Origin of the sequence: Kitasatospora sp. NPDC004615, from assembly GCF_042873545.1 — a bacterium.
Taxonomy (GTDB): Bacteria; Actinomycetota; Actinomycetes; order Streptomycetales; family Streptomycetaceae; genus Kitasatospora.
On the sequence record NZ_JBIALQ010000002.1, the window covers coordinates 258,342 to 271,226 of the forward strand.

Below are 12,885 nucleotides of genomic sequence, written 5' to 3' on the forward strand. Positions count from 1 at the left end.
TGTAATACCCTGGAGCCAGTAGACCCGTTACATCCCGCCTCGGAAGGACCCCCGTGGATCTCGCCTCGTACGCCGACTTCGCCGTCCGGCTGGTCAACAGCGAGGAGCCGGACCGCGGCACCGACGGCCTCACCTCGGTGGACGCCGTCCGGGCCCTGTTCGGCAGCACCTCCGCCCGGGCCTCCGCGCTCGCCGACGAGTCCGACCTCCCCAGGCTGCGCGGCGTCCGCACCCGGCTGCGCGGCGTCTTCGAGGCCGCCGCCGAGGGCGAGGACTTCCGCGCCGTCAACCTGCTGAACAGCCTGATGGTGGAGTACCCCGTCAGCCCGCTGGTCTCCGGCCACGACGACCTGGACGACACCGGCCGCCCCAACTGGCACCTGCACCTGGCCGACAACGCGCCCACCGCGGCCGCCAACTACGCCGCCGTCGCCTGCATGGGGCTGGCCATCCACCTCACCGAACTCGGCGTCGACCGGCTCGGCATCTGCCAGGCCTCGCCCTGCCGCAACGCCTACCTGGACACCTCCACCAACCGCTCCCGCCGCTACTGCTCGGACCGCTGCGCCACCCGCGCCAACGTGGCCGCCTACCGGGCCCGCAAGCGCCAGGAGGCGCAGCGCGCACTGGCCGCCGCCCAAGCCTGAGGCAGCATCAGAGCTCCGTCTCCACCGGCGCGCTGACGCCCAGCCGCTCGGCCAGCCACGCCGGGCGGCCGCGCAGCGCGCGCTCCAGGCCGCGCCCCGGCGCCAGCCAGGCCGGCCGGGGCGCCAGCCGGAGCAGCACCCGGCCGAGCACCAACTCGTCCGGCACCGTGCCGTATTCGCGGCTGTCGGTGTGCACCAGCGGGTTGTCGGAGAGCATCCACCAGCCGCCCGGCCGGCGGCCCGCGACCCGCTTCACCACCAGCAGATTCTGCTGCAGTGGGTGCCTGAACAGCGCGATCGCGCCCGGCCGCAGCGGGGCGCCGTAGCGCACCAGCACCCGGTCCCCGTCGGACAGCAGCCGGCGCATCGACGGTCCGGCGATGTCGGCGACGCCGAACGGTGTCCCATATCGCACGATTTATGACTCCTTCTTTTGCCCTAGGCCCCCGGGGCGACGGCGAATTCGGCTCGCCGTGAGGGTAATGTCGGGCCCGGGAAGACGATCTAAGGAAGGACCCCCATGTTCTCTCGTCTGTTTGCTCCGCGGGTCACCGCCCACGCGCACTGTGACCTGCCCTGCGGCGTGTACGACCCCGCCCAGGCCCGCATCGAGGCCGAGTCGGTGAAGGCCACTCAGGAGAAGTACCAGGCCAACGAGGACGCCGAGTTCCGCGCTCGTGCGATCGTCATCAAGGAGGAGCGCGCCGAGCTGGTCAAGCACCACCTCTCGGTGCTGCACACCGACTACTTCAAGGCCCCGCACTTCGAGGCCTACCCGGGCCTGCACGACCTGTTCAACCGTGCCGGCAAGGCCGCTTCGGCCGCCAAGGCGTCCACCGACCCGGCGACCGGCCAGGCCCTGCTGGACCTGATCGCCGAGATCGACGCGATCTTCTGGGAGACCAAGAAGGCCTGACGCCACGCCAGTTGCGTCTGCCGGAACCCGGCCGCCACCGCCCCCGCCCCGGGGCCCCGGCGGTCGGGTTCCGCATTTCCGGGCCCCGACCCTGCCCCGGCCCGGCCCCGGCCCGGCCCGGGGTTTTCCCAGGTTCCTCCCGGGCATACAGCAATTTCCCGGCCTCTGGGGCTTTCCGGAAGGAGGGGGGAGATGAGTACGCTCGATCGTATGATCCGCACCGCGACTCCCGCCGACGTTCCCGTCATCCACGCCATGATCCGCGAGCTCGCCGACTACGAGAAGGCCCTGCACGAGGCCCGGGCCACCGAGGAGCAGCTGCACGACGCGCTGTTCGGCGAGCACCCCGCCCTGTTCGGCCTGATCGCCGAGGACGAGTCGGGCGTGCCGGCCGGTTTCGCGCTGTGGTTCCGCAACTTCTCGACCTGGCGCGGCACTCATGGCATTTATCTGGAAGACCTGTACGTCTCCCCCGACAAGCGCGGTGGGGGCCACGGCAAGGCGCTGCTCACCGAATTGGCCCGGATCTGCGTGGAGCGCGGCTATCACCGGCTGGAGTGGTCGGTGCTGGACTGGAACGAGCCGTCGATCGGCTTCTACAAGTCGCTGGGCGCCGTCCCGATGGACGAGTGGACGGTCTTCCGGCTCACCGACGACGCGCTCACCGAGCTGGGTTCCACGCCCCGCTGAGCGCAGCGCATTTCGAACACCGGTCCCTCGTTCCCGTGACGGTGGACGGAGATCACGACAGACCGGCCCCGGGCGCGGTAACGTCTCGGGGCACAAGGCAGTTGAACCATTGCCAGTGGTGGTGCCGGGGTCTCCGGACCCCCAAGCACCGAGCGTTGCCCAGGAGGTGAGGGTGTCCCAGATCGACAGCGAGCCCGGAGTGAAGGACTTCGTCGAGGTCCGCCTGCCCGCGGCGGGCGCCTACCTCTCGGTGCTGCGGACGGCCACGGCCGGCCTCGCGGCCCGGCTGGACTTCACCCTGGACGAGATCGAGGATCTCCGCATCGCGGTGGACGAGGCGTGCGCGATCCTGCTCCAACAGGCCGTTCCTGGCTCGATCCTGAGCTGCGAGTTCCGCCTGGTCGGGGACGCGCTGCGGGTCACCGTGTCCGCCCCGACCACCGACGGGCGGGCCCCGGAACGGGACACCTTCGCCTGGACGGTGCTCTCCGCACTGGCCGGCGAGGTGGACTCCACGGTGGCCGCGGACAACACCGTCTCCATCAGCCTGCACAAGAAGCGCGGCGGGTCGCCGGGCCAGCCGTAGGTAGTGACGTGTTCTCGGAACGGAACGGGTGATCGCCGTGAGTGATCTGGACCGCACAGTTGCCGTCGTACCTCCGCAGGCCAGCGTTGCCCGCACCGCCACCCCTGACGAAGCCCTCCCGAAGGACCCCAGCCGGATGAGCCAGCCGACCGACCCGAAGCCCGAGCGGCCCGCGGCCGAGCCCGAGGAGGGCGGCCCGGCGGCCGCCGCCGAGGCCGTCCGCTCGACCGTCCCGGCACAGGGGCACCGCAGCGGCGCGCCCGACCGCGAGGCGGCCCGGGCCCTGTTCGTGCGGCTGTCCGAGCTGCCGGAGGGGTCGGCGGAGCGGGTGGAGATCCGCAACCAGCTGGTCCGGATGCACATCCCGCTGGTCGAGCACCTGGCCCGCCGGTTCCGCAATCGCGGCGAGCCGCTGGACGACCTGACCCAGGTCGCCACCATCGGCCTGATCAAGTCGGTGGACCGCTTCGACCACGAGCGCGGCGTCGAGTTCTCCACCTACGCGACGCCCACCATCGTCGGCGAGATCAAGCGCCACTTCCGCGACAAGGGCTGGGCGGTGCGGGTGCCGCGCCGGCTGCAGGAGCTGCGGCTGTCGCTGACCACGGCGACCAGCGAGCTGTCCCAGCGGCACGGCCGCTCCCCCACGGTGCACGAGCTGGCCGAACACCTGGGCATCTCCGAGGAGGACGTGCTGGAGGGCCTGGAGTCCGCCAACGCGTACTCCACGCTGTCCCTGGACGTGCCGGACAGCGACGACGAGTCGCCGGCCGTCGCGGACACCCTGGGCGCCACGGACGAGGCCCTGGAGGGCGTCGAGTACCGCGAGTCGCTGAAGCCGCTGCTGGCCCAACTCCCGCCCCGGGAGCAGAAGATCCTGGTGCTGCGGTTCTTCCGGAACATGACGCAGTCGCAGATCGCGGCCGAGGTCGGCATCTCCCAGATGCACGTCTCCCGGCTGCTGGCCCGCACCCTGGCGCAGCTGCGCGAAAAGCTGCTGGTCGAGGAGTAACCACCCCTCGCACGTACGCCGCAGGGCCCGTCCCCGATCCCGGGGGCGGGCCCTGCGCCGTGCGTAGGGGGCGGCTACTGCTCGCCGTAGAGCACCGCGGTGACCCGCGGGTTGAGCAGCGCGACGATGCCGGCCAGGCCGATCACCGCGACCGCGGCGCCGACGGCGACCATGCCGCCGCCGGACTGCCACATGTAGTACGCGACCGGCAGGCAGATCGAGTTGGTGAGCACGGCGGGGCTGCGGCCCCACTTCTGCCCGCGCAGCAGCGCGCGGCCGGCCAGCAGCGGCAGCAGGCCCATCAGCACGAGCACGGCGCCGCCCATCTCGGCGCGGCCGAAGGCGGCCTCCGAGCCGAGGAAGCCGGAGATCAGGTCGTAGATTCCCCAACCCGCCATCGCCGCGCCCTCCAGCGCGGTGATGCCCGCGCCGACGAGCAGCGGGACGGGCCGGTCGGGGGCGGTGGTGGTGGCGGGAGCGGATTCAGCGGTCACCGGGCCAGGGTAACGGTCGTCTTACGTCGGACGGGTCGTAGGCTGATCGCCATGCGCGCTCTCCTGGTCGTGAACCCGAAGGCGACCACCACCAGTGGCCGGACCCGGGACGTCCTGATCCATGCCCTGCGCAGCGATCTGAAGCTGGATGTCGCGGAGACCCAGTACCGGGGGCACGCGGGCGATCTGGCCCGGCACGCGGCCGAGGACGGCTCGGTGGACCTGGTGGTGGCGCTGGGCGGCGACGGCACGGTGAACGAGGTCGTGAACGGCCTGCTGGCGCACGGTCCGGGCGAGCGGGTGCCGCGGCTGGCGGTGGTGCCGGGCGGGTCGACCAATGTGTTCGCCCGCGCGCTGGGGCTCCCCAACGATCCGGTGGAGGCCACCGGCGCACTCCTGGACGCGTTGGAGCACCGGCGGGAGCGCGCGATCGGTCTGGGCAAGGCGCTGAGCGCCGGCGAGCCGGACCGCTGGTTCACCTTCACCGCCGGACTGGGGTTCGACGCGGGCGTGGTCGGCCGGGTGGAGCGTCAGCGCCGGGCGGGGCGCAAATCCACTCACGCGCTCTATGTCATGGAGGCGCTGCGGCACTACGTGACCGAGCGTGAGCGCCGCCGTTCGGGCCCGATCTCCCTGGAGATCAGCGGCCGGGAACCGGTGCCGGGCATGGTGATGGCCATAGTCTCCAACACCTCTCCGTGGACCTATCTGGGCTCCCGTCCGGTCTTTCCGTCCCCCTCGGCATCGTTCGAAACCGATCTGGACATCTTCGGCATCACTCGAATGACGGCGTTCCGCACCGCCCGGACGGTCCGTCAGATCCTGCGCCCGCAGCCCTCGGCAGAGGACGGCGCACGCCCTGCCGGCCCGACCGGAAAGCATCTCGTCTCCTATCACGACGTCAGACACTTCACCTTGGTTTCACAGGAACCGGTGCCGTTTCAGGTCGACGGGGACCACCTTGGAGACAGGAGTCGCGTCAGTTTCACAGGCGTACGACGGGCACTGCGTGTGATTGTGTGACCAGAAGGGGGTCTTCACCTTGCACTCGAACGTTCGAGCCCCTTCACCCCATAGAAGTACCGCCTGTGAGGTAGGCGACACCGAAGAATCAAAAATTTCTTGCCGAAGGGGGTTGTATCCGGCTTCGAGGTTTGCGAACCTCTACATGGCGATCGGGACACACCGCAGACGACATCGCGGCAGAGTCCCTCGAATCGCCGAACCCCTTCCAGCAAAGACCTCCCGGGCCCGGTGGGCCTTTGGTCCCTTTTGCTGTTACGGGATTCGTGAAAGCGTTCACATTCACAAGCCATACGAGTGAGTCGCGGGCACCGTCCGTGACCGGAGGAGTTGGACGACCATGGACTGGCGCCACCGCGCTGTCTGCCGCGAAGAGGACCCGGAGCTGTTCTTCCCGATCGGGAACACCGGTCCTGCTCTGCTGCAGATCGAGGAAGCCAAGGCCGTGTGCCGCCGTTGCCCCGTCATGGAGCAGTGCCTGCAGTGGGCGCTCGAGACCGGCCAGGACGCCGGCGTCTGGGGCGGCATGAGCGAGGACGAGCGTCGCGCGATGAAGCGCCGCGCCGCCCGCAACCGCGCCCGCACCGCCTGACGCAGCATCAGAAGCAGTACGGATCAACCCACGATCAAGGGTTCGGCCGCATTCGGCCGGCCGAGCCTTCCCGCACGGGCCCCGCTCCAACTGCGGGGCCGACGACGCGAGCCGCCCAGGCACTTGATACTGTTCACTTAGAGCAATATCGTGGACCTGTGGCGCTCACCGTGTGCAACACACGAGGCGAGCGTCGCGCCACCCCAGAGCCCCCGTTCCGGCCGACTCCCCCCGACGGCCGGACCGGGTTGAGAGGCCCTGCCGACCCACCCCCCCCGGTCGGCAGGGTCTCGTTTCTGTTTCCCCGGGCTGTTTCCGTTGGCCCGGGTGCGCCGGTCAGCGGACCGGGATCTCCAGCACCACCTTGGTGCCGCCGCCCGGCGCGGCCACCATGTCGAAGGTGCCGCCGAGCTCACCGGTGGCCAGGGTGCGGACGATCTGCAGGCCGAGGTTGCCGGCCTGCTGCGGGTCGAAGCCCTCGGGCATGCCGCGGCCGTCGTCCTGCACGGTGATCAGCAGGTACTCCTCCGGCCGGGCCCCGCTGTTCCAGCTGTCCGACCAGCCCTTGCCGGACACCGGCGCGCGGCCGCGCAGCGCACTCACCTCGACCTTCCCGGAGGCGGACGGGCCGAACGCGTGCTCCAGCGCGTTCTGGGTCAGCTCGGTGAGGATCATCGCCAGCGGAGTGGCCACCTCGGCCGACAGGATGCCGAACGAGCCGCTGCGGCGGGTCGCCACCCGGCCGTCCTGGGACAGCTCCATCACCATCGCCAGCACCCGGTCGGCGATCTCGTCGAACGCCACCTGCTCGTCCAGCGCCTGCGACAGCGTCTCGTGCACGATGGCGATCGAACCGACCCGGCGCACCGCCTCGTCCAGCGCGGCCCGGCCGGCATCCGAGTCCATCCGGCGGGACTGCAGTCGCAGCAGCGCCGCGACCGTCTGCAGATTGTTCTTCACCCGGTGGTGGATCTCCCGGATGGTGGCGTCCTTGGTCATCAACTCGCGGTCGCGGCGCCGGAGTTCGGTGACGTCGCGGCAGAGCACCAGCGAACCGGTGGGCGTCCCCTTGGGCTTCAGCGGGATGGTCCGCAGGGTCACCACGCCGCCCTGCGCCTCCACCTCGGTCTGCCGGGGCGCCCAGCCGCTGGCCATCTTCACCATCGCCTCGTGCACCTTGCCGCGGCTCGGCGGCACCAACTCGGCGGTGGCCTGGCCGAGATGACTGCCCACCAGGTCGGTGGTCAGGCCCAGCCGGTGGTACGCCGACAGCGCGTTCGGGCTGGCGTACGTCACCACGCCCTCCGCGTCCAGCCGGATCAGGCCATCGCCGACCCGCGGCGCGGCGTCCATGTCGGCCTGCTCGGCGCCCGGGAACGGGAACGTGCCGGCGGCGATCATCTGCGCCAGATCGCTGGCGCTCTGCAGGTAGGTCAACTCCAGCCGGCTCGGGGTGCGCACCGTCAGCAGGTTGGTGTTCCGGGCGATCACGCCCAGCACCTTGCCGTCCCGTCGCACCGGGATGGACTCCACCCGCACCGGCACCTCCTCCCGCCACTCCGGGTCGCCCTCCCGGACGATCCGCCCCTCGTCGTACGCCGCGTCCAACAACGGCCGGCGGCCCCGGGGCACCAGGTGGCCGACCATGTCGTCCTGGTACGAGGTCGGTCCGGTGTTGGGCCGCATCTGGGCCACCGAGACGTAGCGGATGCCGTCCCAGGTGGGGATCCACAGCACCAGGTCGGCGAAGGACAGGTCGGAGAGCAGCTGCCACTCCGAGACCAGCAGATGCAGCCACTCCACGTCGGCACCGGTGAGGGTGGTGTGGCGGCGGACGAGTTCGTTCAGCGAGGGCACACCGTGAGGGTATCTCCGACCACCCCGGGGCATGTTGTCCAGACCAATCGACCCGGGCCTCTGGACAACGCAGATTGGTCTAGTCCACAATGAAGGTGCACCAAGGAGAGGCCCCCCGCGCAACTGCCCTGACCGCGCGAGGCCGCTCCTCGGTCGGAGGCGTCGTTCGAGGGTCCCGCACAACTCTCGGACGGTCCCCGCCTCCGACATACAGCTCCGGGCTACGGTGCCGCACAGGTTGAGGGTCCTGTGTCGGCGCCGTGGCCCGTAGTGTTTCTCCGCGCCAGCAGACGGGTGCGAAACCAGGAGCGCGGGGAACTGCGCGAAGGGGAACGCCCTCACAGCAAGATCGCAACGCGGGCAATGACTTGCCGTTGATCGCGACCTGACCGTTGCGTCTGCGCTTGTCGCGCAGTTCCCCGCGCCCCTGGTGGTGCACGTCCTGGGTTTCGCACCCACGAAAGGCCGCCCCCACTGAACTTCTGGTGGAAGCGGCCTTTCGTGTTGACCGACGTCAGTGAGTCTCGGTGACCTTCGCGAGAGCGCGCGGCGCGTCCGGGTCCTGGCCGCGGGCGATGGTGACCTCGTACGCGAGGAGCTGGAGCGGGAGGATCTCCAGGATCGGCTGGACCTCCTCCGGCACCCCGCCCGGCAGGGCGAAGCCGGCGCTGGCGGCGTCGACCTGGTCCTGCTGGCCGATGACGACCAGGTCGGCGCCCCGGCCGCGCAGGCGGTCCAGGACGGGCTGCAGGGCCTCGCCGGCGCGGCCGTCGGGGACGATCGCGATGACCGGCGAGACGTTGTCGACCATGGCCAGCGGGCCGTGCAGCAGGTCGGCGCCGGAGAACGGGGAGGCCGGGATGTAGGTGGTCTCCATCAGCTTCAGCGCCGCCTCGCGGGCGGTCGGGTAGCCGTAGCCGCGCGAGGTGATGACCAGGCGCTGGGCGAACCGGTACCGCTCGGCGAGCGCCTTGACCTCGGCCTGGCGGGCCAGGATCCCGGCGGCCAGCTCCGGCAGGACCTTCGCCGCGTCGCCGTCGTTGCCGCGCAGGCCCTCGATGAAGAGGTACAGCGCGAGCAGCTCGGCGGTGTAGGTCTTGGTGGCGGGCAGCGCCTTCTCCGGCCCGGCCAGCACGTCGATGTGGAACTCGGAGACCTCGGCGAGCGGCGAGCCGGCGTTGTTGGTGACCGCCAGGGTGATCGCGCCGGCCTCGCGGGCCGCCTTGGTGGAGGCGACCAGGTCGGGCGAGCCACCGGACTGGCTGACGGTGATGACCAGGCAGTCGGTGAGGTCCGGCTTGGCGCCGTACGCGGTGGTGGTGGACATCGAGGTGAGGCCGGCGGGCTTGCCGAGCAGCACCTCGATCAGGTACTTGGCGTACAGCGCGGCGTTGTCGGAGGTGCCGCGGGCGGTGAGCAGGACGAACCGCGGGTTGCGGGCGGCGATCTGCTTGGCGATCTCACGGATCGCGGGCGCACCCTCGTCGAGGATGCGCTGCAGGACGGCCGGCTGCTCGGCCATCTCCGCCGACATGATCCTGCCGGGTGCGGAAACAGTCTGCGGGTCGGACATCGGGGGTGCCTCCGTGGAGAGATGGTTCTACCCCGTGGGGCGGGATGCCCGACGGGGACCTCTGGAACGGCGGCGAGTCCGCACCCTCGCTGCGTGGAACTGTGCTGTGCCGATCCTACGTGGACCGGGCGCCGCTGCACACGTCGTGACGGTGCGTCGGCGTCCGGTCCGCGGGAATCAGCTCGGGTTGTTGATCAGCTGGTCGATCTGCGCGTCGGCTTCCTTGGTGGCGTCGTCGACGCTCTTGCCCTTGAAGATCGAGTCCAGCATGTTCACCAGGACGTTCTGCTTCTCGACCGCGCCCCAGCCGGGGGCGGCCGGGGTGAACCAGGCGTCCTGGACGGCGTTGGCGGCCGCGGCGGTGGCGGGCTTGTTCTTCAGCGGCGCCAGCTGGGTCAGGTTGTTCGGCAGGGTGTCCTTGTCGGCGAGCACCTGCTCGGACTTGGTGCTGGTGAACATCCGCACCCAGTCGGTGGCGATCGCGGCGTTCTGCGACTTGGCGGTGACGGCGAGGTCGGAGCCGCCGATGAAGGAGGGCAGCGGCTTGCCGTTCGGGCCGGGCATGGTGACGATCTTCAGCGAGTTCTTGAGCGCCGGGGTGCCGGTGATCGGGGCGACCGCGTCGCTCAGCTCCCAGCCGTTGGCGTAGATCAGCGCGGCCTTCTCGTGGCCGAGCACGCCCGCCTGCTTGGCCTCGTTGACCTTCAGATCGCCCTTGTTGTACGTCTTCACCAGGTTGACGAAGTGCTGGAGGCCGGCCTGCGACTTGGGATCGTGCAGGGTGCCGTGCCAGACGCCGCTGGAGTCGAACTTGGCGATCGAGCCGCCGTACGCGGTGACGTAGGACATCGCGGCGTACCAGTACGGGCCGGGCAGGTAGAGCGCGGAGAATCCGGCGGTGCTCTTGTTGCGCAGGGCCACCTTGTCGAGGGCGGCGGTGAGTTCTTCCTCGGTCTGCGGGAGATCGGCGGAACCGGTGGCGTCCTGGAACATCTTCGCGTTGTAGACGCCGACCCGGGCGCCCGCGTAATAAGGAACGCAGTAAAGCTTCTGGTTGTACGTACAGGTGTCGGCGAGACCCTTGATCCAGTTGTCGGAGTTGTCGAATCCGGTCCGGTCGAGTCCGGCCAGCGTGCCGTTCACCATGTACTTGGTGGTCTCGGTGTTGCCGAGTTCGACGACGTCGGGCGCCTGGTTGGTGGCGATCGCGGCGTCCAGCTCGGCGATCTTGTCCTTCCAGGAGTGGTAGCTGAGCTTCAGCTCCACCTTGGGGTACTTCGCGGCGAACTGGTCGTTGACCTGCTGCACCAGTTCCGGCCAGCTCTTCTGGGCGTCGTCCATCAGCCACACCGTGACGCTGCCGGTCGCGGTCTTCGGGTCGGCGCCGCCCGGCGACGCGGCCGAGCCGCCGGACGAGCAGCCGACGGCGGTGGCCAGCAGAACGGCGGTGCCGAGCGTGGCCAGAACCTGACGCTTCACGCAAATCCTCCGAATCAGGTGGGGGAGGTCTGCGCGAGTGGTACAGACCAGCTTTCCGGATACTGGCCCAGACCATTTGCAGCGTCAACGCGCGTGATGATTACAAGTCCCGCTTGTTGTCGATCCGTTGCTGATTTCGCCCCGCTCACGTCAATACCGGGGTGGGTATGCCCCTTAAGGCTCACTTAAGGTTCACTTCAGGCCACATTGAGTAACCGGAGGCGAGCGTTCCGATGTGGCCGATTCGTCCCGTCATATCCGGATCCGCCCCCCGACTTGGTCCAGTCCAACACGGCCTAGTCAAGCGTTGATAACGGCTTGTGCAGACGCTCTTCGATCCCTTGACGCTCGTCATTGGTCCATGCCAATCTCCAGGCGTTGGTCTAAACCAATGGTCTACTCCACCTCACGGATCGGCCCGCCTGCCCCGGCAGTTCGTGTCCGTGTCACCCGGTGACGTTCCCCCTTACGGCACGACGCAGCTTCAGGGCCCATGGCCCGGCGGCCCGGTGCCCCACCTTGCTCATCCCTGGAGGATGGTTTGAACCGCAAGATCGCAGCCGTGGCCGCTGTCGCCACCGTGCTCGTCGCCTCGGCTTGCTCCTCGTCTTCGTCCGGCTCCGGCGGTGACAAGGCCACCCTGAGCAAGGACGGCAAGGGCAAGAAGATCACCGTCTGGCTGATGCAGGACGCCCAGAAGGGCTGGCCCGAGGTCGTCGACGCGGCGAAGAAGGAGTTCACCGAGCAGACCGGCGCCGAGGTCGACGTTCAGTGGCAGACCTGGAACAACTACACCACCAAGCTCGACACCGCCCTGCTCTCCGGCAACGCGCCGGACGCGCTGGAGGTCGGTAACACCCAGGCCGCCAAGTACATCGAGGCCGGCTCCTTCGTCGACCTGACCGGGGTCAAGAGCCAGTTCGACAACTCGGACAAGTGGCTGGACTCGGTCGCCGCCTCCGGCCAGTCGGCCGACGGCACCAAGACCTACGCCGTCCCGTACTACGCCGGTGCCCGCGTCCTGATCTACCGCAAGGACCTGTTCGACGCCGCCGGTGTCACCCAGGCCCCGACCACGATCGACGAGCTGAAGGCCGCCCTGACCAAGGTCAAGGCCGCCAACGCCGGCACCGCCAACTTCTCGGCCCTCTACATGCCGGGCCAGAACTGGTACTCCGCGGTCGCCTTCGGCGCCGGTCAGTTCGGTGTCAAGGGTGTCATCGCCAAGAAGGACGGCGACAAGTGGGCCGGCAACCTGACCGACCCGAAGTTCCTCGAGGGCGTCAAGACCTGGGGCGACCTGCAGAAGGACTTCTCGGTCGGCGGCACCACCAATGACGAGGCCACCCAGGACGCGATGATGGCCAAGGGCAACATCGCCGCCATCATCGGCAACAGCTGGGAGGTCGGCTCGGTCGCCGACCCGAAGATCGGCGACCCGACCCTGAAGGACAAGCTCGCCACCATCGCCCTCCCGGGCACCGCGGCCGGCACCCCGACCCCGGCGTTCCTCGGCGGCTCCGACCTGGCCGTCCCGTCCAAGGCCGCCAACCCGGGCCTGGGCGCGACCTTCCTGCAGATCTACACCAACACCGCGCAGCAGACCCTGCTCGCCAAGCACGCCATCCCGAACGCCAAGAACCTGGTCGCCGCCTACAAGCAGGCCGACCCGGCGAACAAGGCCACCGGTGAGGCGGCCGAGGGCGCGACCTGGTTCATCCCGAACTCGCCGCTGTGGTCCGGCGCCGACGAGACCGCGCTGAAGACCGCGTTCAGCGCGATCGCCGCCGGTGGCGACCCGGCCACCGAGCTCAAGAAGGCCCAGGACGTCATCGTCAAGGACCTGAACGGCTGACCCAGCTGATCCGCGGTCGGCCCGGGAGTCCGCTCCCGGGCGGACCACCGCACTGAGCGCCAGAAGGCCGGACAGGCCCAGGGGGTGGGCAGTCCGCAATCACGCGGACTGCCCACCCGTGCGCCAGGACCGACCAGAACCCGCGGGCCCGGGAAGGACCC

General features: G+C 69.7%; 13 protein-coding genes. 8 read left to right on the forward strand and 5 right to left on the reverse strand.

Going from position 1 to position 12,885, the window contains the following annotated elements:
* The first annotated feature begins 53 nt into the window (after positions 1–53).
* Entirely contained in the window at positions 54–647 is a 594-nt protein-coding gene (locus ACFYS8_RS08050; RefSeq protein WP_387637404.1) for a CGNR zinc finger domain-containing protein, read from the forward strand.
* Positions 648–654: 7 nt separating this feature from the next.
* Here ACFYS8_RS08050 and sodX read toward each other — a convergent pair whose 3' ends face one another.
* Positions 655–1,062: a nickel-type superoxide dismutase maturation protease gene (gene sodX, locus ACFYS8_RS08055; RefSeq protein ID WP_387637406.1), complete on the reverse strand. Its 408-nt coding sequence runs from the start codon at positions 1,060–1,062 to the stop codon at positions 655–657.
* A 105-nt stretch (positions 1,063–1,167) separates the two neighbouring features.
* Here sodX and sodN point away from each other — a divergent pair, with 105 nt between their 5' ends.
* The 4 genes from sodN to ACFYS8_RS08075 all read left to right on the forward strand — a co-directional run bounded on the left by sodN (position 1,168) and on the right by ACFYS8_RS08075 (position 3,851).
* Positions 1,168–1,563 (forward strand): superoxide dismutase, Ni, encoded by a 396-nt coding sequence (gene sodN / locus ACFYS8_RS08060; RefSeq protein ID WP_030457790.1) that lies wholly within the window; start codon positions 1,168–1,170, stop codon positions 1,561–1,563.
* A 210-nt stretch (positions 1,564–1,773) separates the two neighbouring features.
* Positions 1,774–2,253, forward strand: coding sequence for a GNAT family N-acetyltransferase (locus ACFYS8_RS08065; RefSeq protein WP_387638852.1), 480 nt, complete (start codon positions 1,774–1,776; stop codon positions 2,251–2,253).
* A 172-nt stretch (positions 2,254–2,425) separates the two neighbouring features.
* Complete coding sequence (locus tag ACFYS8_RS08070) at positions 2,426–2,839, forward strand: anti-sigma regulatory factor (RefSeq protein WP_387637409.1); 414 nt, start codon at positions 2,426–2,428, stop codon at positions 2,837–2,839.
* Positions 2,840–2,876: 37 nt separating this feature from the next.
* A complete protein-coding gene (locus ACFYS8_RS08075) occupies positions 2,877–3,851 on the forward strand; it encodes an RNA polymerase sigma factor SigF (RefSeq protein WP_387637411.1) in 975 nt (324 codons plus the stop codon).
* A gap of 74 nt (positions 3,852–3,925) precedes the next feature.
* Here ACFYS8_RS08075 and ACFYS8_RS08080 read toward each other — a convergent pair whose 3' ends face one another.
* Entirely contained in the window at positions 3,926–4,345 is a 420-nt protein-coding gene (locus ACFYS8_RS08080; RefSeq protein ID WP_387637414.1) for a hypothetical protein, read from the reverse strand.
* Between the two features lie 51 nt (positions 4,346–4,396).
* Here ACFYS8_RS08080 and ACFYS8_RS08085 point away from each other — a divergent pair, with 51 nt between their 5' ends.
* Entirely contained in the window at positions 4,397–5,368 is a 972-nt protein-coding gene (locus ACFYS8_RS08085) for a diacylglycerol/lipid kinase family protein (protein ID WP_387637417.1), read from the forward strand.
* A gap of 340 nt (positions 5,369–5,708) precedes the next feature.
* Positions 5,709–5,960, forward strand: coding sequence for a WhiB family transcriptional regulator (locus ACFYS8_RS08090; protein ID WP_014138019.1), 252 nt, complete (start codon positions 5,709–5,711; stop codon positions 5,958–5,960).
* Positions 5,961–6,296: 336 nt separating this feature from the next.
* On the opposite strand, the gene ACFYS8_RS08095 is transcribed toward ACFYS8_RS08090, so the two are convergent.
* The 3 genes from ACFYS8_RS08095 to ACFYS8_RS08105 form a co-directional block, all read right to left on the reverse strand.
* Positions 6,297–7,817, reverse strand: coding sequence for a sensor histidine kinase (locus tag ACFYS8_RS08095; RefSeq protein WP_387637421.1), 1,521 nt, complete (start codon positions 7,815–7,817; stop codon positions 6,297–6,299).
* A 514-nt stretch (positions 7,818–8,331) separates the two neighbouring features.
* Positions 8,332–9,390 carry an SIS domain-containing protein gene (locus tag ACFYS8_RS08100; RefSeq protein WP_387637424.1) on the reverse strand — a complete coding sequence of 353 codons (1,059 nt, stop codon included), beginning with the start codon at positions 9,388–9,390 and terminating at the stop codon, positions 8,332–8,334.
* A 177-nt stretch (positions 9,391–9,567) separates the two neighbouring features.
* Positions 9,568–10,869: a sugar transporter gene (locus tag ACFYS8_RS08105; protein ID WP_387637427.1), complete on the reverse strand. Its 1,302-nt coding sequence runs from the start codon at positions 10,867–10,869 to the stop codon at positions 9,568–9,570.
* A 541-nt stretch (positions 10,870–11,410) separates the two neighbouring features.
* Between ACFYS8_RS08105 and ACFYS8_RS08110 the strand changes: the two genes are divergently transcribed.
* Positions 11,411–12,724, forward strand: a complete 1,314-nt coding sequence (locus ACFYS8_RS08110; protein ID WP_387637429.1) for an extracellular solute-binding protein — start codon at positions 11,411–11,413, stop codon at positions 12,722–12,724.
* Positions 12,725–12,885: the final 161 nt, after the last annotated feature.

Coding starts and splice junctions, on each gene's coding strand:
- sodN (WP_030457790.1), top strand. CDS start 1,168: ATGTTCTCTCGTCTGTTTGCTCCGCGGGTCACCGCCCACGCGCACTGT.
- ACFYS8_RS08065 (WP_387638852.1), top strand. CDS start 1,774: ATGATCCGCACCGCGACTCCCGCCGACGTTCCCGTCATCCACGCCATG.
- ACFYS8_RS08085 (WP_387637417.1), top strand. CDS start 4,397: ATGCGCGCTCTCCTGGTCGTGAACCCGAAGGCGACCACCACCAGTGGC.
- ACFYS8_RS08090 (WP_014138019.1), top strand. CDS start 5,709: ATGGACTGGCGCCACCGCGCTGTCTGCCGCGAAGAGGACCCGGAGCTG.
- ACFYS8_RS08100 (WP_387637424.1), bottom strand. CDS start 9,390: ATGTCCGACCCGCAGACTGTTTCCGCACCCGGCAGGATCATGTCGGCG.